This is a genomic window from Rhizobium sp. UFLA01-1127 (genome assembly GCF_059803845.1).
In genome coordinates this window covers 15,633-35,203 of the sequence record NZ_JAUQTZ010000047.1, presented here as the reverse complement: position 1 = coordinate 35,203, position 19,571 = coordinate 15,633, and the positions used below count along the sequence as shown (strand labels likewise).

At 60.3% G+C, this 19,571-nt stretch carries 16 protein-coding genes and 2 pseudogenes; 8 read left to right on the top strand and 10 right to left on the bottom strand.

The window, feature by feature from the left end; all coding sequences use genetic code 11:
• Positions 1-7 precede the first annotated feature (7 nt).
• Together Q4Q11_RS14215 and Q4Q11_RS14210 are read right to left on the bottom strand one after the other, a co-directional pair.
• Positions 8-838 (bottom strand): GGDEF domain-containing protein, encoded by an 831-nt coding sequence (locus Q4Q11_RS14215; protein ID WP_498569897.1) that lies wholly within the window; start codon positions 836-838, stop codon positions 8-10.
• 254 nt (positions 839-1,092) lie between these two features.
• Complete coding sequence (locus Q4Q11_RS14210; protein ID WP_498569896.1) at positions 1,093-1,797, bottom strand: hypothetical protein; 705 nt, start codon at positions 1,795-1,797, stop codon at positions 1,093-1,095.
• Between the two features lie 564 nt (positions 1,798-2,361).
• On the opposite strand from Q4Q11_RS14210, the pseudogene Q4Q11_RS14205 reads away from it, so the two are divergent.
• A pseudogene (locus tag Q4Q11_RS14205) lies at positions 2,362-2,721 on the top strand (winged helix-turn-helix domain-containing protein); the annotation flags it as partial.
• An 831-nt stretch (positions 2,722-3,552) separates the two neighbouring features.
• Positions 3,553-4,230: a tetratricopeptide repeat protein gene (locus Q4Q11_RS14200; RefSeq protein WP_498569907.1), complete on the top strand. Its 678-nt coding sequence runs from the start codon at positions 3,553-3,555 to the stop codon at positions 4,228-4,230.
• 108 nt (positions 4,231-4,338) lie between these two features.
• Here the strand turns inward: Q4Q11_RS14200 and Q4Q11_RS14195 are convergent, their stop codons facing one another.
• The 8 genes and pseudogenes from Q4Q11_RS14195 to Q4Q11_RS14160 all read right to left on the bottom strand — a co-directional run bounded on the left by Q4Q11_RS14195 (position 4,339) and on the right by Q4Q11_RS14160 (position 12,896).
• On the bottom strand, positions 4,339-5,175 hold the full coding sequence (locus Q4Q11_RS14195; protein WP_498569895.1) for a bifunctional allantoicase/(S)-ureidoglycine aminohydrolase: 837 nt from the start codon (positions 5,173-5,175) through the stop codon (positions 4,339-4,341).
• A 41-nt stretch (positions 5,176-5,216) separates the two neighbouring features.
• A pseudogene (locus Q4Q11_RS14190) lies at positions 5,217-5,566 on the bottom strand (ankyrin repeat domain-containing protein); the annotation flags it as partial.
• A 181-nt stretch (positions 5,567-5,747) separates the two neighbouring features.
• On the bottom strand, positions 5,748-7,199 hold the full coding sequence (locus Q4Q11_RS14185; RefSeq protein ID WP_498569894.1) for a sensor histidine kinase: 1,452 nt from the start codon (positions 7,197-7,199) through the stop codon (positions 5,748-5,750).
• Entirely contained in the window at positions 7,196-7,870 is a 675-nt protein-coding gene (locus Q4Q11_RS14180; RefSeq protein WP_498569893.1) for a response regulator transcription factor, read from the bottom strand. Before Q4Q11_RS14180 ends, Q4Q11_RS14185 begins: the two co-directional genes overlap by 4 nt.
• A 169-nt stretch (positions 7,871-8,039) precedes the next feature.
• On the bottom strand, positions 8,040-9,380 hold the full coding sequence (locus tag Q4Q11_RS14175) for a class I SAM-dependent methyltransferase (RefSeq protein WP_498569892.1): 1,341 nt from the start codon (positions 9,378-9,380) through the stop codon (positions 8,040-8,042).
• Positions 9,381-9,892: 512 nt separating this feature from the next.
• Entirely contained in the window at positions 9,893-10,618 is a 726-nt protein-coding gene (locus Q4Q11_RS14170; protein ID WP_498569891.1) for an SDR family oxidoreductase, read from the bottom strand.
• 23 nt (positions 10,619-10,641) lie between these two features.
• Entirely contained in the window at positions 10,642-11,919 is a 1,278-nt protein-coding gene (locus Q4Q11_RS14165) for a D-tagatose-bisphosphate aldolase, class II, non-catalytic subunit (RefSeq protein ID WP_498569890.1), read from the bottom strand.
• Positions 11,919-12,896 (bottom strand): tagatose kinase, encoded by a 978-nt coding sequence (locus Q4Q11_RS14160; RefSeq protein WP_498569889.1) that lies wholly within the window; start codon positions 12,894-12,896, stop codon positions 11,919-11,921. Before Q4Q11_RS14160 ends, Q4Q11_RS14165 begins: the two co-directional genes overlap by 1 nt.
• 391 nt (positions 12,897-13,287) lie before the next feature.
• On the opposite strand from Q4Q11_RS14160, the gene Q4Q11_RS14155 reads away from it, so the two are divergent.
• The 6 genes from Q4Q11_RS14155 to Q4Q11_RS14130 all read left to right on the top strand — a co-directional run bounded on the left by Q4Q11_RS14155 (position 13,288) and on the right by Q4Q11_RS14130 (position 19,529).
• The gene (locus tag Q4Q11_RS14155; RefSeq protein WP_498569888.1) at positions 13,288-14,013 is read left to right on the top strand and encodes an SDR family oxidoreductase; all 726 of its coding nucleotides are present in this window, start codon (positions 13,288-13,290) and stop codon (positions 14,011-14,013) included.
• 231 nt (positions 14,014-14,244) lie between these two features.
• The gene (locus Q4Q11_RS14150; RefSeq protein WP_498569887.1) at positions 14,245-15,264 is read left to right on the top strand and encodes a helix-turn-helix domain-containing protein; all 1,020 of its coding nucleotides are present in this window, start codon (positions 14,245-14,247) and stop codon (positions 15,262-15,264) included.
• A gap of 98 nt (positions 15,265-15,362) precedes the next feature.
• Entirely contained in the window at positions 15,363-16,487 is a 1,125-nt protein-coding gene (locus Q4Q11_RS14145) for an efflux RND transporter periplasmic adaptor subunit (RefSeq protein WP_498569886.1), read from the top strand.
• The gene (locus Q4Q11_RS14140) at positions 16,484-17,179 is read left to right on the top strand and encodes an ABC transporter ATP-binding protein (RefSeq protein ID WP_498569885.1); all 696 of its coding nucleotides are present in this window, start codon (positions 16,484-16,486) and stop codon (positions 17,177-17,179) included. The genes Q4Q11_RS14145 and Q4Q11_RS14140 overlap by 4 nt, the downstream gene beginning before the upstream one ends.
• Positions 17,179-18,321, top strand: a complete 1,143-nt coding sequence (locus Q4Q11_RS14135; protein WP_498569884.1) for an ABC transporter permease — start codon at positions 17,179-17,181, stop codon at positions 18,319-18,321. The genes Q4Q11_RS14140 and Q4Q11_RS14135 overlap by 1 nt, the downstream gene beginning before the upstream one ends.
• 5 nt (positions 18,322-18,326) lie before the next feature.
• Positions 18,327-19,529, top strand: coding sequence for an ABC transporter permease (locus Q4Q11_RS14130; RefSeq protein WP_498569883.1), 1,203 nt, complete (start codon positions 18,327-18,329; stop codon positions 19,527-19,529).
• Positions 19,530-19,571: the final 42 nt, after the last annotated feature.

Below are 19,571 nucleotides of genomic sequence, written 5' to 3'. Positions count from 1 at the left end.
GCGAACATCAGGCCCCCTCCCCTGCGGCAAGGAGGGCTTCCGGTGCTGATCCGCCTGTATGCGATTGCCCTGCCGAGAGCATCGTCATGCATTGGACCCCGGCTAACGCGACAGTATTTCTGCCGTTTGACTTTGCGGCATAAAGATTGCTGTCCGCAGCATTCAGGCAGTCTTCGGCGTCAAATCCCCCCTCGCAATAGACCGCGCCGATGCTTGTGGAAACGCGCACGATCGCCCCGGAAGGCGCACGGACGTCCAGCTGCGCTATCGCGAGCCTGATTTCCTCGCAGCGTTCGAACATGTCTTCCGCAGCCAGGTTGCCGAAGAATAGTACGAACTCCTCGCCTCCCAAACGGCCGGCCATGTCGCTTGGACGACAGTGGGCGTTCAATATCTGGCCTGTTTTCCGCAGGACCTCGTCGCCCGTCGCATGGCCGTAACGATCGTTGATCGACTTGAAATGATCCAGATCGAGGAACAGCAGCCCTCCCGATATGCCCGCTTTGCTGAAGCCGGCCAGATCCTCTTGGAAGGCCTGCCGATTGAAAACATTCGTGAGCCCGTCGAGCCGTGATTGTAGCCGCAGTTCCTCGTAGGCCTTGGCAAGCCGCAGAAGCGCGTCGGCCGCCGCAGTTTCAGCCCTTCGCAGCTTTTCCGACTGATGAAAATGGAAGGAAGAAGTCGGAATGGCGATCGTTAGCGGACAGATAATTGCCATCATCAAGCCGAGGCCATCGACTTGGCCGCCGAACAAGGGAACGATACTGAAACAAATCGCCAGGGAAGCCGCGAGAGATAAAAAGCCGGTCAAAATGGCTTTGAGCAGAACGACACGCATGGCAAAACCGCAGGATCAAGGGCACCCCGTCCCATTAGCGGTGACTTCCTTAATATCCTCTACGCGAATGAGTAAAAATCCACTCAATGGAAAAGGTCCCTGGATGCATCCGCAACGATGGAGTGTATTGAAGAATTGAGCCTCGCCATCAAGAACATGGCTGGTGTTCGTTCGCAAACACCGCTTTGACCGGGTTCTTCATTCGATGAGCTGCAAATTGCCCTCATTTGCATCGGGTTCGTCGTATAACGACCTCAGCTATCGAAGATGGCCGCCGACTTGACCGAGGAGGACGCCAAAACCGACGAAGCTTCTGCGAAAGCGTCATCCAGGATGCACAGCTGGCGGGCATGGGCGCGCGCATATTCCTCGTAGAAGCCGCGCGAGATCCAGATTTGTGAGCGTCCCCGCCGGCCGCTCCAGCCGACGCCGCCGATCGATTCAGCTGCTGAAAGCTTGCGGCGGACATAGACTTGCGACAGGCCGAACGATTGGACCAGATGGGAAATCGAGCTGACATTCGTCAGGAGCCGATCCTGTCTCCCCAGATCTTCCGGATCGATTCCGGCGATCAGGCGATCCACCAGAAATCTTCCCGCTTCGGCGAAGGCAAAAATGGCATGAAGCGGCCCAGGACTGCGCACCTCCCGACACGATAACAGCGCATGCGCCGCAAGCGGCTCGATGAGTATCAGCATGCGCTCCGGCTCTACCAGGAACCGAGCCGCTCTGCCGCCTCCATCGATAAGGTCGAGGGCTTGAAAATGCAGGTTGTACCAATGGATCAGCATCGACAGCATCAATTGCGTAGGTCCGACCTGATCCGAAGGGCCACCTCTCGAGCCTGCGACCGGACGAATGAAGTTATATTGCAGCGCTTCATCGAAAAATGCGTAGGCCGTGTTGCGGCTGGCGATCCCGTAGTGCTGAGTGAGATTTCCAAGACCGCGTCTGGTCAATCCTGCTCCGACCCTGCGGACGGCTCTAAAATAGTCGCTCAATGCGGCATGGCACAGGAGCCAGCGCTGCTGGGTGGCAAAAAGCACAGCGGCCCGAGGCAAGGATTCGTAAACGGCAACGAAGCTTTGTGCCAATAAGAAGACGGCGCTGGAAAATTCCTTCGCTTCGATCAGTTCACCGGTCTTGCCGGCAGGCCGGGTGCAGATTGCGCGCGCAGGATGCGCTGATCGATGTACGGGGAAATCAAGCACTTTTCCCATAAACCCATTCTTTCACCGTTGTCGCCTGAACGATGTCCAAGGCATTGATACCCGCTCCGGAACCGCCGCGGATGCCGCGAATGTCCGGTTCGAGAAAAAAGCGGCAGGCAACCGAAGGAATGCTTCGTTCCCTTTTCTCTCGATCCCGAGTATCGGCTCCGCTGCCGAAATTTCTTAAATATCGCCCAATAGTAGTTGGAACGACGTAAAGGCGTCCTGAGAAAGCGTCGGTAAAATTCTGATATTTTCTGATATTTTTCTGAAATCATCGATTTCGGCGGTTAAAACTGCATTTAATCAGTTGTGGTCGAAGCCGTTACACCACTTAGGCAAGTGACAATTTGTTTCTGCTTGGTCGATATCGGCTCGTTGACTGCCACGTTAAGCTCTCTTTATACTGACTGTATTTTCGATACTTCAGTTGGAGATCGTTGGGAGCAGGTGTTTTGTTTCGCTGGGTTCGTCCTCGATCCGGATCGTGCCGCGCTTCACGGACCCGACGGCTCCGCAATCAAGCTGCGCCCCAAAGCCTTTGAACTGCTGAAATTCCTCGTCACGAACAATAGGCGCGCTGTCAGCAAGCGGGAATTGATGGAAGCTGTGTGGCCCGGTATTCATGTCGGGGAAGACAGCCTTTTTCAGTGTATCCGCGAGATACGTTCGGCATTGGGTGACACTCAACGGCACATGATCAAGCTTGTGTCGGGCCGTGGTTATGTGTTGACCGCGGAGGTGTCCACGAAACAGGAAAGTGCGAATCCGCAATCGCCGGCGAGCGATACGCCGATTACCGATGCGCCGGCAACTTATCCCGTCGTACGGCGACATCGGTCGGGCTCGCCTAAGGCTTTGGCGCTCGGGGGAGCCGCTCTTTTCTGCATGCTCGCTGTCGTTTTCGGTCTCGCCGTGTCTTCCCCGGGATTCGGCGATATCTCGGGTACAAGCCAGCCCATCATTGAAGTCCTGCCGATTGTCGATACTGCCGGCGATGCCCAAAGCGCCGCTCTGGCGCAAAGCATTGCCGCTGAAATGATCAATGGCCTTACCAAGATCGATGGCATCCGCCTCATCGTCCCCAAGGAACGCGAGCCGGCGGCGTCTGCCAAGCCCATTTCCAGTCGCTCGAACAGGGCCGGCTTCCTTCTGCAGGGAGAATTGCAAAGAAGCCCGCAAGCATGGATCTTTCAAACCCGCTTTATCAATGCAAGCAGCGGGGCAATCGAATCCGCCGCCCAGGTTAAACTGGATGCCGGCGAACCCGACCGGCAGCGCCTTGCGTCCCGTCTCGCTGCGGGAGCGGGCTATGAACTCGCCATTCGCCTGAACAAATCCGGCCGAACGGACAATGACCCTCGGGCTGGCGCAGCCAACGTCGCGATACAACAGGCGAGCGCGTCGATCAATCAGACGACGCACGAGCGGTTTGCGACGGCTCGATCGATACTGGAAAAATATCTTGCCGAACAACCGGATAATGTCGATCTGCAAATTGCCTTGGCAGCGCTGCATCTGCGCGGAATTCAGCTTGCCTGGTACGATCCCGCCGAAAGCCGGACTGCGGAGAACGACGCAAGATCTCTGCTCGAACATGCTTTGAAAGCCCGGCCAAACTTCATTCCGGTGCTCGGAACCTATTGCCGCTTTCTGACGGTCACCAACCAATTTGCAGAAAGCCTTGTGGCCTGTGCAAGGGCGCTGAGCCTCAATCCGTGGGATGGCACGGCGCTATTCCATCTCGGTTTGACGCAAATTCAGCTGGGCCGCTTCGAGGATGGGCTTGCAACATTCGAACAGGCCGACCGCTTCGATACGCCGGACGTCTCGCGCTGGACATGGCTGCTGGGAGCAGGTTTTGCAGATCTGCTCCTGAACCGCAATGAAAACGCCGTGGAATGGCTGCAGCGCTCTATTGCGATTACGCCGGGAACAGGGCGCACGCACATGCTTCTGGCAGCCGCCTATCAACGATTGGGGCGGCCCGCCGAAGCGAAACAGACTTTTGCGACGGCAATGCAATTGAGGCCGGGCTCGACGGCTGTCAATATTGTCCTGCCGTCTCTTAACGCCAGTCCGACCTATCTCGAAGCGAGCGAAAAAATCAGCCGCACGCTGATCGAGATCGGGTTACCGGCCGGCGGCGATGAGCAAAAGCCTGTCGGCAAAGGTCAATGAAGGCATCGCTGGCGTCGTGACGCTCGCGGGCAGCGGTGGACAGCCATCCCGCACGGCGGGAAGAACCCGGCGCCGAACAGGCGCGGGCTCCCCGAGAAAACCGTCAGCTCAACGGCGCGAACCGAAGGGACGAAGCGCCATATGGCGATTGACGTCCTTGTAGAGCAGATAGCGGAACGGGCCTGGGCCTCCGGCATAACAAGCCTGCGGGCAGAAGGCGCGCAGCCACATGAAGTCGCCGGCCTCCACCTCGACCCAATCCTGGTTCAAGCGATAGACAGCCTTGCCTTCCAGCACATAGAGGCCATGCTCCATGACATGGGTTTCCGCAAAAGGAATGACGGCGCCCGGCTGCAAGGTGACGATCGTTACATGCATGTCGTGCCGCAGGTCTGACGGATCGACGAAGCGGGTCGTTGCCCAGCGACCCTCCGTGCCCGGCATGGCGGACAGCGCAATGTCCCTCTCGTTCAAGATGAGCGGCTCCGGATGGTCCAGTCCTTCGACCGCTTCGTAAGCCTTGCGGATCCAGTGAAAGCGGGAATGTGTGCCCGAGCGGTTATGCAGCGACCATTTCAGGCCCGGCGGCAGGAAGGCATAGCCGCCCGGCTGGAGAACATGCTTGCCGGAAGGCAGCGTCAATTCGATCTCGCCGTCGACAACGAAGAGCACGCCCTCGGCCTCGGGATCCTGTTCCGGCTTGTCGCTGCCGCCGCCCGGAGCCACTTCCACGACATATTGTGAAAAGGTCTCGGCAAAGCCCGAAAGCGGCCGGGCGATGACCCAGCAGCGCGTATCGTTCCAGAAGGGCAGATAGCTGGTGACGATGTCCTGCATCACTCCCTTCGGGATGACCGCATAGGCCTGCGTGAATACGGCACGGCCTGTCAGCAGATCGCTCTGCGGCGGATGGCCGCCAAGGGAGGAATAATAGTTTCTTTGCATGGTCTAAGCCCTTCATTCTCATCGTTTCGGGAGGCTAAGCATTAGCCTCCCAGTCGTATTGCATGTGTCGGAAATCGGAACGCCGCATTACGTCGCCCTTCTTCCTCCGGTAATTTCACGATCCCCGCATAACCGCGGCTGCGGGCATGCTGCAGCGGCGTTACGCCGTCATTGTCGGCGAGATTGACGTTTGCATCGGCATTTATCAACAGCCTTGCGATCCGAACAAGACGCAGCCGCTGTCGCTGAGAATGACGGCCTCGACATGACCACGCTCGGAGGCGGAAATAAGCGCCGTGCCGCCATAACGGTCGGCACTTTTGAGATCTACCCCGCGAGCGAGTGTCAGCTTGAGAATATGCAGATGCCCGCGGGCGCCGGCATAGAGCCAGGAAAAGCAAAGCCGACAGCAGATGTTTCAACATGCCTTATCCTGTTGATGTGTCTGCGCGGAACCTATCAGGGAACCCGGCTTCGGAAAATCGAATATCCAAGCCGAGACCGCTTGGGAAAACGAAAACACTTTCAGGATTTTGTGCAGCAATACCCGCCGCATGCTTTCAGGCAGATGCTTACGGTTTTTGACGCCAGCCCATGTCTGCGACCACGACCGAGGGCGGTATGGAACCGATCAGCAGCCGCACGCAAAAGCCGCGGCCGGTGTCCGGGAATGAAACCCGCCCGCCGTGAAGTTCGGCTGCCTTCCTGACCAGATTCAACCCCAGACCCGCGCCGGACGAACCGGCATTGATGCGGCGAAATGGCTCGAAGACACGATCACGCTCCGATGGCGGTATGCCCGGACCTTCGTCGCAGACATCGATCGTGCCCGTGGCGCCAACGCGAACGACGATCGTCCCCTTCCCCCCGGCGTGATCGATCGCGTTTCGTATCAGATTGACGACCGCCATTTCGATCGTCGACGTCCGGATCACGAATATTGCTTCCTCGGGGCTCGGCTCGAAGTCGAAATCATAGCCGGCGTCCATCGCGATCGGCGCGAGATCGGCGGCGATACCTTCCACCACCATATTCAAATCTTTCTTCTCCGCCCGCAATTCGACGGCGCCGATGGCCTGCATCTCCAGCAGCTGATGAGCGAGCCGGGAAAGACGGTCGATATCGTTGCGAAGCTGCCGACTGACTTCGACTTCGGGCAAAAGATCCGCCCGCGTCCGTGCAATCGCAATCGGCGTCCGCAACTCATGTGCGGCATCGGCAAGGAAGCGATTGTGCCTGTTATATCCTTCGTCGAGCTTGGAAAGGGCATGGTTGAACGCATCCACGAGAGGGATGATCTCGGTCGGCACCTTCGAACGATCAAGGCGGGCGGAACGGCTATCGAAGTCGATCGCCTGCGCCTGCATCGCCGTTTCCACCAGCCCGCTCAGCGACCGCCCGACGGCACGGGGCGTTACCAGCAGGGTCGCCGCGCCGGTGAGCGCCAGTATCGGAACCACGCCGATCAGGATGACGAATGCGAGCGCCGGCAATACGTTGAGCCATCGGATTTCGCCATGGGGACCTTTGGCGACGTCGACGCGCATATTAATCCATACATTCAAGCCGTCATTATCAAAGCCGCGTTCGGTAGCCGCCAAGATCTGTAGTCTGCCGGCGGACGTTTCTCGATTTTCGACCGTGGCATGCGCGCCATTGCCAGCTTCCACCCTCGCCCGATCGATCGTCCAGGGAAAGCTCTCGTTGAGCGCGGCCGCGGGTATCTCTCCATATTGAAAGAGTATTCCCTTGTTGTCCCGGATTATGAACCAGAGTTCGGGATAGCGCCGCTTCAGCTCCACCACCTCCTGCGTCTCGGCCACCTGCAGCTGCCCGTCATCGTCTCTCGTTACCTGCTGAGCGACGACACGAACGGCTTCTTCATTGGCATCTTCCAGCTCCGGATCGATGATCCAGATCCAGCCGACGAGAAGGACGAAGAAGAGGAGGAGGAGAGAGGCTTGCAAGATGATCAGGCGCTTTATCAGCCCCCAACGTAGCGATCGGCTGCGCTCCGGGTTCATGCCTTGGCCCGGATCAGATAGCCGATATTGCGCACGGCCCTTATTTCGACGGTGGCCTCGGCCAGAAGCAGCTTCTTTCGAATGCGCGAGATATGCGCGTCTAGGGCGTTCGATCCGATCTCGTCCTCAAGCGCATAAACCGCCTCGGTCAGGCTCGGCCGTGTCACGATACGGTTCGGACGGCGCATCAGCGTCTCCAGCACGAGATATTCACGGCGGGGAAATTCGATGAAGGAGCCGCCAACGGAAATCTCGCTGGTTCTCGGATCGACGCTCAGATTGCCGAAATTCAGATATCTGTCGGAAACCGCCGGCCCTCTTCTCTGGAGCGCTCGCAATCGGGCGAGCAGTTCCTCGATCGCAAAGGGCTTGGCAAGGTAGTCGTCCGCGCCGCTGTCGAGCCCGTCCACACGGTGGTCGACGCCGCCGAGCGCAGTCAGCAAGAGGATCGGCACGGGGTGCTTGCGTTGGCGCAATGCCGCAACGAGATCCAGCCCTTCGCCGTCAGGTAAGCGGCGATCGAGCACAAGGACATCATAGCTCCCGGCGCGGGCCATGGCATCGGCATCCGCAATCGTGCGGACGTGGTCGGCGAGCACATCGCGGCGCCGCAACGCTTCAAGCAGCGCACGCGCCATTTCCGGCTCATCCTCAAGAAGCAGAATTCGCAATGACTTTTCCTCAAAAGGACGGCCATTGCCATCCTTCGCCCGCACTGACAGCCAAAGATTGCGGCTACATTACACGCAGATTGCCAAGGTGGATGTCGTCCGAAATACCCTTACATTTTTCGACATCACGCTCTAAACGGCAATGTTGGCCATAGAGCGGATCCCGTCTCTAGAGGTTTTGCGAGGTTTCACTGCCGGATTGTCCCTGCTGACGGGATTTGCGCTCGTCATGCAAGGTCAGATCCCGTCTCACCCGCACACTTGCGACTTCAATCGGCTGCGCCTTCCCCTGCTCGGCAATAGCTGCGCGTGCCCGCTCGATATCCACCATATAGTCACGCGCAAGCGGCAGAGCCGAGACATTCTTCGTCAATTGCAACTGCCAGTTCATGTGCCCCATGCGACGGAAGGCAAGCTCGGACCCGACCAGATAGAATTCAAACATCCGGCAGAATCGCTCGTCGTAGAGCTCAGCCAGAGTGCTCCTGTTCTTCGTGAAGCGATCCCGCCACTGCTCCAGCGTCTTGGCATAATGGAGACGCAGAATTTCGATGTCGGTCGTCCAGAGACCGGATTTCTCGACCACGGACAGAACTTCGGAGACCGCCGGCGAATAGCCGCCGGGAAAGATATATTTCGCAATCCATGGATTCGTGCTGCCAGGGCCGTCGGCCCGGCCGATCGCATGGATGAGCGCAACGCCGTCCTCCTTGAGCACGGAGCGGATCTTGTCGAAAAAGGTCTTGTAATGGTTGATGCCCACATGCTCGAACATGCCGACGGAGACGATGCGGTCGACCGGACGCGTCCAGGAACGATAGTCCAAAAGCTCGAACGTTACCATATGATCCAGGCCGGCATCCTTTGCGCGGGCCTTTGCAGCCAGCAACTGCTCTTCCGAAAGGGTCAGACCCGTCACTCGCGCGCCAAATTCCTTGGCGAGATAAAGTGCCATGCCGCCCCAGCCGCAGCCGATGTCCAGCACCTCAAGACCTGGACGATCGAGCATCAGCTTCGACGCGATATGCCGCTTCTTCTTGAGTTGCGCCTCTTCAAGCGTTTCGTCGCCGACGGGGAAATAGGCGCAGGAATATTGCCTGTCCTCATCCAGCATCAGCGAATAGAGACGCGCGTCCAGATCGTAGTGATGCGCGACGTTGCGCTTCGATCGCTTCGCGAAATTCAACTGATCGAGATTTCGGCGCAGCCAGCGAACCTTTTCCATCAGTTTCTCAAAAGGATGGCTCCCGCCTTCCATCATATTGAGGGCAAGCAAATCCGCCATATCATAGAGATCGCCGGATCCCGGCTCGACTTCGCCGTCCATATAGGCCTCACCCAGCCCCAAGGCCGGATTGAGGAGCAGACGGCGCTTGGCGCGGGCGGTCTTGATTTTCATTGCGGCGCGCGGTTCGGACCCGGTGCCGAAAATGCGTGTGGAACCATCAGGAAAAGTGACCGTGAGCGTTCCGATTTTGATCAGGCGGGAAAGAGCTGCTTCTAGGAACATGACAACTACCTGTTTATCGTTTCCTTGACGGGTGAATCTCGGGTCCGAAGGCGACCAAGAATCCCGTGACGGTATTGCGATGCGGAAAGCGTACTACCTAATCTGGTAGAATATCCAGATCATCTGCGACATCAAGGTTGCGGCAGCTTAACGATGACAAACTCGAAGTGGTTGCATCGCCACCACCGGAACCGTTTGCAATATCCGCAGGGACCTGCGCCGATCTGCCGAGGGAAAGTTCGCCGCATCGTGCCTGAGAGTTGGCCAAGCCATGGCCCCAGGCTGCCCATTGCGACGGTGTTTCGGCATCCTTCCGCAGCTTGCGGGCAGAATCGACGCGGACGCATCAAGGGCAAGATCAGGATCCGTCCAGTGTCGGATCGCTTGAATCCGCTCTCGGTCGCAAGTTCACGTAGCAGGACGGGCAATGTGAACGGCGACTGGCCGCAGCCACGCACAGGGAACACTGTCAGGCATTCCCATGCTGCCCTTGCGGGAGTTTTCGCCGCCCTTCAGATGTCGAAAGCGCTCGGCAGAACCACGACATCGCGGATCGTCACGTTGCGCGGACGCGTCAGCATGAACATGACGGCATCGGCGACTTCCTTGGGCTCGATCAAGGCGCCGGCTTCCTTGGCCTTCCGCAGGTTTTCCTCCGGCCAATCCGCAAGCAGGGCGCTGATCACGGGACCTGGAGAAACCGAACCGACGCGAACTCCGCTCTTCAGAAGCTGGCGCCGCATGGTCTGTACGAAGCAGGTCATCGCCCATTTCGAGGGCGAGTAGACGGGCTCCCATGGCACCGGCGAATGCCCCGCAACGGAACTCGTGATGATGATATCGCCCGAGCCGCGCTCGATCATGTGCGGCGCGACGGTTCTGACATTCTTGATGACGACATTGACGTTGAGATTAAGCATCCTGTCGATGGCATCGAGATCGGCATCCACGAGGTCACCGCCGATATAGGTGCCGGCATTCGCATGGAGAATATCGAGGTGATCGACCTTCGTGAGAACGTCGTCCAGCAGCGAGGCGCATTGCCTGGCATCCAGCAGATCGACGGTAAGCGGAACGGCTCGGTCGCCCAGGCGCTCGCATACCGATCGCAAGGCTTGCTCGTCCCGATCGACGAGAACGACCTTTGCCCCAGCCGCAATCATCGCCTCCGTCGAGGCCAGCCCGATCCCCGACGCCGCCCCGGTCACCGCGGCCACTTTTCCCTTCAGTTCGTCCATCCTCTCCTCCTTCGATTGAACAGCTATCGCTTTCCGGCACCACAGGCCGCGTGATAATCCGCAAGGCTGCGGGTGACCCGCCATATCAGGATCTGCTCCGGGTCCAGCGGCATATCGGCGAAGTGCCGAGCAGCCGGCATATGCTGCCAGAACAGCGAAAGCGGTACGGTCTGCCCGCGCAGCGCATCGCATAATTTCTCGACGGCGGATTGGGCTTCCGCCGAGGTCCAATAGTAGCGGATGCGGTCGGACAGTGAGTAGTGCCGCAGCCAGCGCTTCTCCCCCTCCGTTCCATGATAGTGCTGGCTCCAGTTTTTCGGATGCGCAAGCATCAGCGCCTCCATCGCGGCGTAAAGCCGCCGCTCGCCATAGTCCGGCACGAGATCGGAAGCGATGAGATCCAGCCCATAAAGCGCTTCGCGCAACACGAAGGTCAGCTCGGGACCGACCTTCAGAATGGGAAACCCATCCTCGACAAGAGCCGTCAAGGGCACTGTGCCTTGGTAATCCGTCGAATGGGCTTCGAAAACGAATTGGGGTTCGTCGACAAGCACCGATTTCAGTTCGTCGATCTTGCTGCGATCATAGAGGATGACGTTGCGATTGCCGAACTCGACGCCTGGCTGGACGACCAGCCCGATGGCACGCGCGAACGCCTCCTGCAATCCGGCCTGCTCAAACACGCGGCGATGGACGTCGATCGTCCTGCGCGCCGCCGAAGCGGCTGTCGGTTCGATGGCGGTCAAAGCATGATCGGCGCCTCCCGGCGGCGGAACTTCCGTGCCGATCACATAGACCGGCATGGCACCCCCGCTCTTCGCCGCCGCAGCCTCTGCCACGGCAGCGAGACGTGCGGCGCGATGGGCTGTCGTCTCGTCGTCAAGCGCTATCGGCTCGCCTTTGCAGCCCATCGACGCATCCAGATGGATCTTTCGAAAGCCGGCCTCTACATAGGCAGCCACCATTTTTTCCGCCTCGGCCATGGCCTCTTCGGCCGGGCGATCCCGCCAGGGATTTGGCCCGAGATGGTCGCCGCCCAGGACGATCAGCTCTTCCGGGCAATCCTCCTCTTTCGCGATGCTCCGAACCAAGGCGACAAAATCGCTCGGCGTCATGCCCGTGTAGCCGCCCAGGTGGTTGACCTGATTGCAGGTTGCCTCGATCAGCACCGTGCTTGAATGCAGGCGCCCATGCCGGAGTGCGGCCCTGAGCACGAGCGGATGTGCCGAGCATACGGACGTGATCCCCATCGGCCGGCCTTCGGCCCTGAGCGTGGCCAGTTTACCAAGATGTATCTGCATCAGGAATGCCTTTGCGTGGCTGCGATGAACGCGTCGAGCTGCTCCCTGGTGCCGGCGCCCTCCATCGGGCCGACGACGGTGACATTGCGCGCACCGGCTGCAGCCGCATAGGTCAGGGCGTCCTTCGGCGGCATGCCCATACGCCGGCATGTGAGATAAGCACCGCCAAAGCAATCGCCGGCGCCGGTGGGATCGACCTCTCTGACGACGAAGGCAGGAGCGTCGATGCGCTCGCCCTGCCTGCCATAGTAAGTGGCGCCGTCTACCCCGCGCTTCAGCACGATCTCCTTGACCCCGATCTCGAACAGGCGGCGGATCGCATTGGTCTCGCCCTCGACGCCAGCCGCGCGCTCAAGCTCCTCACCGGATGGCAGCAACAGATCGGCGGCAGCGATGAGCTCGGCAAACCGCCGTTCGGTGGCCTCGTCGAGCTTGAGTTCCTTGCGAATGTTCGGATCGACCGACAGCGTGCCACCCCGGGCTTTGACGATGCCGGCGGCCTTATCGATCACCGCGCGTGCGCTCGGGACCGACAGCGCCGAGCCCATGACATGCAGGTGCCCGGCGCGATGGACAAGATTGCTGACGCCATCGCTCCAGCCGAAGCGCGCGGCCGCCGACGTCGCGATATTGTAGACGAAGTCGCGAGATCCATCCTTGCGGTAGCGGACGAAGGCGCTGCCCGTCGGATAGTCCGGATCGACTGAAACCGCAGAGATATCGACGCCGTCGCCCCTGAGCCTTTCGAGGTTTACCCGGCCGAAATCGTCAGCACCGACGGCGCCGATCATCGCCGCGCGCCCCCCGAGCCGTCCGCACTGGGAAATGAAGATCGCCGGCGCACCGCTCGCGAAAGGGCCGATAAGCGGCTGTGCCTCCCTGAAACCATCGCCGACCGTCGTAGCGACGATTTCCACAAGGATTTCCCCGACGCAGACTGTCGGGCCGAGCTGGTCGGGGGCCAGGGCTGAACTCATTGCAATCCTGCTTTCGGTATTTGTGATTCTCAAACCGCCGCGCGCTATCCTCACCGCAAGGCACTTCGTTTTCCAGCGAAAAGAAGCACCGGTGGAACATATATGCGGTCTTTCACGGCCGACCAGGGCTCCGTTTCCCTTGACGGACGTTTTCTGTATCTGCGATGAATTCAAGCATGATTCCAGAGGCTTCCGCCCGCGACCGTTCGCTACGGCGGCTATGGATCGGCCATGCGGACGTAGTGAAGCTGAACGGGCCACCAAACCCCTCCATGCCCTCAACAGAAAAAATCCGGTTCGCTTTCCGAGGACGTCGCATTTTCATGTTGACCCCGGTTGCATTCGCATCTTCGATCAGGCGATGGGCAGGAGATCGCAAGAGGACGTCCCGATGAGCTTCGAAGGTAAGAGAGTAATCGTCACCGGTGCGGGCAAGGGTATCGGCCGGGTGGCGGCCGAGATGCTCGTGCAGCGCGGTGCCCATGTCGTGGCGCTGACCAGAAGCGCTGCGGATGTCGCTTCCTTGCAGGACGAGCTCGGCTGCCAGGCCATTCAGGTCGATCTTGCCGACGCAGATAGAACTCGGGAGGCAGCGATCGCAGCACTTCCGGCGGATTATCTTGTGAACTGCGCAGGCACGACCGAGCTGCAGTCGTTCCTTGATACTACGGTCGAAGCCTTCGACCGACTGCATGCGGTCAACACCCGCGCTCCGATGATCGTCGCCCAGGAATTTGCGCGTTCATTGATCTCCAAGAACCTTCCCGGCGCGATCGTCAACATCTCCTCCATCGCCGCCTTCATCGGCATACCGGATCACGCTGCCTACTGCGCCTCGAAGGGAGGGCTCGACGGCCTGACGCGCGTTATGGCCAAGGAATTGGCGCCGAAGGGCATTCGCGTCAACGGCGTGCATCCGACCGTGACGTTGACGCCGATGGCAGTCAAGGCCTGGAGCGATCCCGAAAAGGCGGCGCCTATGCGTGACCGCATCCCGGTCGGCCGGTTTGTCGAACCGGCGGAGGTTGCAGAGGTGATTCTGTTCCTGCTTTCCGACGCTGCGGCCATGGTGAACGGCATCTCGATGCCGATCGATGGTGGCGACATGATCGCCTGAGATCGCGCCAGCCGTAGCCATGCGATCTTTTCGGCAGCGGGTTTCAGGATGACATTCGAGTGGTGTGAAAAGGCCGAGGCAGACTGCATCTACTGCGCTCGACCTGCCTTGGCCTGAACAGCATCATTTCCCAGGATTTTGAGACCTCGAACGCGATTGAGGTCGCGGCTTCGGACGTCTTTGGGCATGATCAGCCGCAGACCATGCCCGCCAACCCCTTCGAACCGCTCAATGCTCTTCATCCCGCTTCCGTTCGTCGTCGCCATCCTGCTCGTTGTTCTCTTCGTCGCGGTCAGAACCCGCGACGCGGGAACAGCGCCGAATTTGCCTTTCCAGGCGCTGATCCTCCTCAGTGCACTGCAGTCCACGCTTTCCGGATTGCGATGGGGCTATGCCGTTCAGCCTATCATGTATGTCATGCCGGTCGCAGCCGCGATGGTGCCGCCGCTTGCCTATCTCGGCGTCGCCAGGCTGGCGCGCAAAAGCGCGCTTTCCTCGCTGCAGCAGATTTGCCTGCATGCGCTCCCGGCAGGCCTCATCATCGTGCTGATCGCAATATGGCGCGATGCGATCGATATCGCCATCGTCCTTGTCGACATCGGCTATGCTGCGGCAATCCTGCTCCTCATGCGGTCAGGCACGGATGCGCTTCGCCTCGCGCCGTTCGAAAATGCCGGTCCGACCTACAGGGCCATCCTTTTTGCCGCCGGCGCTCTTATCCTGTCGGCGGCGGTGGATATCTTCATCTGGCTGGACTTTGCCTGGGCTGCTGGCGAATACGCGCTGAAGGTCATCACCTTCGGAAATCTCGCGGGATTGGCCATCCTCGCCATCGCCGCCGCCGCCGCCAGCCGCAGCCATGCCCCGAACGACAAGGTGGAAACCGTCCAGCCGCCTGAAATTCTTCAGGACACCCAGACGCTTGACGCCGTGCAGGCGTTGATGAAAGACAGGCATGCCTATCGCGATGTCGATCTCAATCTCGACCGCCTGGCGCGCAAACTCGCCATTCCTGCCCGGCAGATCTCCGTCGCCATCAACCGCGCAACGGGCAAGAATGTCTCGCAATATGTCAACGAATATCGGATCGCGGAGGCCTGCATGCTGCTGGTCCAGAGCGAAAAGCCGGTGACGGAAATCATGTTGGATGTCGGCTTTCAGACCAAGTCGAACTTCAATCGCGAGTTCCGGCGCGTCACGGATACGACGCCGCTCGAATGGCGTGAAAGGTCGCGCCCGCCATCCGGCTGACCCCCAAGGGCACCAAGGACTGACTGAATCGCGATCGAGTACGATCCCGAACGTGTTTCAGGTCTCCCCGTTCCGGTCGGATGACGATGCTGCCAGGCATGAGCACCATCACCGACCACGACCATCGATTAGCAGCGACGCTCACGTCCCTTTCACTCGAGCGCCAGCACGCGACACACGGCCAGCCGCACAAGCCAGCGCGGCCGGCGCTCCTTCCTCTGACCTTGACGGCGCTTGCAGCAGCAGCCCTGACCATCATCTTCTATCGGCCCGGTATACTCCATCCGTGGGAGACGCCGGGCTCTGCGATACCGGCTTCGCAAAACGGCCCGCGCGCAACGGAAGCTTTCCGACCGGCAGAAAGGGCAGACAAAAAGGATTATAGGCAAAGCACTCCAAGCCGGCAGGGTTCGGCAATCGGTGAGATAACCGGTGCCGGCACAGTCGTTGCGCCACGAACCACGACGGTATTTTCCAGGTACGAGGCCAGGATCACCGGCGTCGCGGTCGAATTGGGCGACCGCGTTGTAGCCGGCCAAGTTTTGGTCACGCTGGATGACGCCGTCGCCCATATTGCGCTCGAAAAGGCCGAAGCCGCAAGATCGGCCGCGAAACTGGCGCTTGCGGCTCGCGACATCGATCTCACGCAGGCGCGGGCGTCGCTGGATCGCCTTGAAAGCCTCGCCGGCCGCCACGCAGCTTCAAGGCAGCAGCTGGAAGAATCGCAGACAGCCTTTGCACGCGCCTCCAATGCCGTGATGCAGGCCCGGCAGGATGTCGCTACAGCCGACCTCGGCATCCGCTCTGCCGAGGAGCCGCTGGCGGAACTGACGATCCGCGCGCCTTTTGCCGGCACGGTGACGCGGCTCAATGCTCATGTCGGCGACACCGTGCTTGCCCGCGCCGACAGCGTGCGCGAAAACCAGAGCCTGCTTACAATCACCGATACGGCCAGCATGGCAATCGACGCCGATGTGGCGGAGACCAACATCGCATCGCTGAGACCGGGCTTGCGAGGCGAAGCCGTGCTCGACGGATTTCCGGATCGCGCCTTTGCAATCGAAGTCGTGCGGATCGCGCCCACTGCTTCCATCGAAAAAAGCACGATTACGGTCCGCCTTGCCCTCATCGATCCGCCGGAGGGCATCCGGCCGAACATGGCCGCGCGCATCCGCATCTCCCTTCCAGACACGATCAGCCAGAACAGGGACAGCAAGCCATGACTCATGCCGCCTATATCGACCTCAGGCAAGTGCAGAAGACCTATCGTATCGGCAAGGAGGATATACCTATCTTCTCAAGCCTGGATCTTGCCATTCCGCAAGGCGATTTCGTCGCGATCATGGGGCCGTCCGGATCGGGGAAATCGACGCTGCTCAACATGCTGGCCGGCATCGACCGGCCGGATGCCGGAAGTATCGGCATCGGCGACCATCGGCTCGACTGGATGGGGGAGCGGGCGCTCTCGTCCTGGCGGGCGCACCATATCGGCATCGTCTTCCAGTTCTACAATCTCCTGCCGATGCTGACGGCGGCCGAGAATGTCGAGCTGCCGCTTCTCCTGAAACCTCTCACCAGAAAAGAGCGGCGTGAACGGGTCGGCAAGGTTCTCGATCTGGTCGGGCTTGCCGGCCGGGAAAAGCAATATCCTTCGTCCATGTCCGGCGGACAGCAGCAGCGCGTCGGGATTGCCCGCGCCATCGTCTCCGATCCTGGTCTGCTGCTTTGCGACGAGCCGACCGGCGATCTCGACCGGGCAGCCGCCGACGATGTGCTGCGGATGCTCGCCTTCCTCAACCGCGAATTGGGAAAGACCATTGTCATGGTGACGCACGACCCACGGGCCGCGGGTTCGGCCAGGCGGACGCTGCATCTCGACAAGGGACAGTTCATCGAAGCGGAAAAGGCGGCGTGATGACCTTCCTCGACCTTGCCCGAGAGAACGCCTGGCGAAAGCCGCTGCGCACGGTTCTCCTTATTGTCTGCATCGCCGTTGCCTTTCTCATCCATGGGCTGACCGCCAGTTTTCTTGCCGGCTCGCAGGGCACGTCGGCCGCCAGCGACACTATTCTCGGCGTGATGAGTGCAGGCGGGCGCGGACAGACGTTGCCCATGGCGCACCGCGCCCGCATCGCAGCCTACCCCGATGTCGCTGCGGTCGGCTACATGGCGCGCCTGCGCGGTTTCGTCGATGTCGAAAAAAATGTCGTTCCCATCAGCGCCGTCGATCCGGCGCTGCTGATGCAAACCAACGGCGGTGAATTCGGCCTTACTCCGGATCTGCTTGCGGCGATCGATCAGGGCCGTGACCGGGTGCTGGTCGGCAAAGCACTGGCCGAAGCCGAAGGCTGGTCGGTTGGAGAGCCTATCACCGTCACCGCCTTCCAGATGGCGAGACAGGACGGCAGCCGCGACTGGCGCTTCGAGATCGCCGGAATTTTCGAAGGCGAAAGCGCCAGCACGGACACCTACTTCACCATCGCCCGCTACGATTACGTCGATGCCGCGCGCGCAAAGGACAAGGACACGGTCGATGCGTTCATCGTCCGGCCGCGCGAAGGCGTCTCACCGGGAGCGCTGGCAGCTCATATCGACGCGCTTTTCGCCAACTCGGCCGCGCCCACGCGCACGCAATCCGAAAAGCAGTTTCTCGAAGCCTTCCTGCGCCAATATGCCGATATCGGCCTCATCGTCGACCTGGTCACAGATGCTGCCTTCGTCACGCTGCTGATGGTCGTCATCAACACCATGATCTTTGCCGTGCGCGAACGGACGTTCGAGATCGCCGTGCTGAAAACGCTGGGCATTTCGCGCATGATGATCCTGACCCTCGTTCTCGGCGAGACATTGTTCATTTTCGTCGTCGGCGGAGCCATCGGTCTGGCCCTGGCGAAGGTGGGGACGATGCTTGCCGGCCCGTCGCTCGGGCTCGTCTTCTCACCGGCCGTCCTGATGCGCGCAGCAGCGATCGTGCTTGCCCTTGGCCTTGCGACCGGCATCGCGCCTGCCGTCAGCGCCATGCGAACTCCCATCATGAAAGCTTTTCGAACGAGGTAACCGGCATGTCCATCCAAATCAGGCAAATAATCGTCGCGACAAGGACCGCTCTCGGCAGCATGAAACGGCGCCTGGCGATCTCGCTCTCCATGGCGCTGTCGGTATCGCTCGTCGTCATGGTCCTTACAGGCTTCCTCGCGATGGCGAGCGGCTTCGAGAAGGCCTTGGCCGGCGCGGGCTCGCCGCTCGTGGCCGTGGTGCTCGGCGGCGGCACGAACCAGGAGACCGGCTCCGATATTTCCGCCGATGCGATCCGTAACCTCAGGGCCAGGAGGGATGATGTCGGCGTCCTTCGTGATGCGGGCGGAGGCCTTCTTGCATCCCGCGAACTGGTGGTCCCGGTCGATCTTCCGATCGCAAGCAACGGAACTTCAAGGACCCTTGCCTTGCGCGGTATGGACGGCAGCGGCTTCTCGATCCGGCAGGGCATTATCCTTTCGCAAGGGAGGCTGTTTGCGCCCGGCGCCAGGGAGATCGTCGTCGGCGCAGGCATCGTCCGCGATTATCCAGGCGTCGGCATCGGCGCCAAGGTGCGGTTGGGCACCGTCGACTGGACGGTGGTCGGGCATTTTGCAGCTAATGGCGGCGCGTTCGAGTCGGAAATCTGGGGCGACATCGACGCGGTGCGCGCCGCCTTCGACCGGCAGGGGGAGGTGCAAAGCCTGCGATTGCGGCTAGCCGATCCATCCTCCCTCGCCAGATTGAACGGCAAGCTGGCGACGATAACCGAAACGTCGCTGAAGGCCGTATCCGAGGCCGAACTTTATGCGGCACAGGCAGGACATACAGCCGATCTCATCCGTTTGTTCGGATGGCCGATCGCGCTGTTGATGGCCGCAGGCGCGACGGCCGGTGCGCTCAACACGATGATGAGTTCCATCTCGGACAGAAGGGTCGAGATCGCGACCTTGCGGGCACTCGGCTTCAGCCGGCTGTCCACCTTTCTGGCAACCTGGTTCGAAGCGGCCGCGTTGGCCGCATGCGGAGCAGGTATCGGCGTCGCCGCATCAAGGCTTCTCTTCGACGGCTGGTACGCCAGCACCATAGGGGCCAATGAGGCCAGCATGGCCTTTCAGCTGACCGTGACCATCGATGTCATGCTGGCCGGCGGCTTGCTCGGCCTTGCAATCGGGCTCCTCGGCGGCGCCCTTCCGGCATTCGCAGCGGCCCGGCTGCCACTGATCGCCGCATTGAGATCCCGTGGATAGGCTGATTGTCTTACGCTGCGATCGTTGTCATCGGGTAGGCCA

Coding starts and splice junctions, on each gene's coding strand:
- Q4Q11_RS14215 (WP_498569897.1), bottom strand. CDS start 838: ATGCGTGTCGTTCTGCTCAAAGCCATTTTGACCGGCTTTTTATCTCTC.
- Q4Q11_RS14195 (WP_498569895.1), bottom strand. CDS start 5,175: ATGCAAAGAAACTATTATTCCTCCCTTGGCGGCCATCCGCCGCAGAGC.
- Q4Q11_RS14185 (WP_498569894.1), bottom strand. CDS start 7,199: ATGAACCCGGAGCGCAGCCGATCGCTACGTTGGGGGCTGATAAAGCGC.
- Q4Q11_RS14175 (WP_498569892.1), bottom strand. CDS start 9,380: ATGTTCCTAGAAGCAGCTCTTTCCCGCCTGATCAAAATCGGAACGCTC.
- Q4Q11_RS14170 (WP_498569891.1), bottom strand. CDS start 10,618: ATGGACGAACTGAAGGGAAAAGTGGCCGCGGTGACCGGGGCGGCGTCG.
- Q4Q11_RS14165 (WP_498569890.1), bottom strand. CDS start 11,919: ATGCAGATACATCTTGGTAAACTGGCCACGCTCAGGGCCGAAGGCCGG.
- Q4Q11_RS14160 (WP_498569889.1), bottom strand. CDS start 12,896: ATGAGTTCAGCCCTGGCCCCCGACCAGCTCGGCCCGACAGTCTGCGTC.
- Q4Q11_RS14155 (WP_498569888.1), top strand. CDS start 13,288: ATGAGCTTCGAAGGTAAGAGAGTAATCGTCACCGGTGCGGGCAAGGGT.
- Q4Q11_RS14150 (WP_498569887.1), top strand. CDS start 14,245: ATGCTCTTCATCCCGCTTCCGTTCGTCGTCGCCATCCTGCTCGTTGTT.
- Q4Q11_RS14145 (WP_498569886.1), top strand. CDS start 15,363: ATGAGCACCATCACCGACCACGACCATCGATTAGCAGCGACGCTCACG.
- Q4Q11_RS14140 (WP_498569885.1), top strand. CDS start 16,484: ATGACTCATGCCGCCTATATCGACCTCAGGCAAGTGCAGAAGACCTAT.
- Q4Q11_RS14135 (WP_498569884.1), top strand. CDS start 17,179: ATGACCTTCCTCGACCTTGCCCGAGAGAACGCCTGGCGAAAGCCGCTG.
- Q4Q11_RS14130 (WP_498569883.1), top strand. CDS start 18,327: ATGTCCATCCAAATCAGGCAAATAATCGTCGCGACAAGGACCGCTCTC.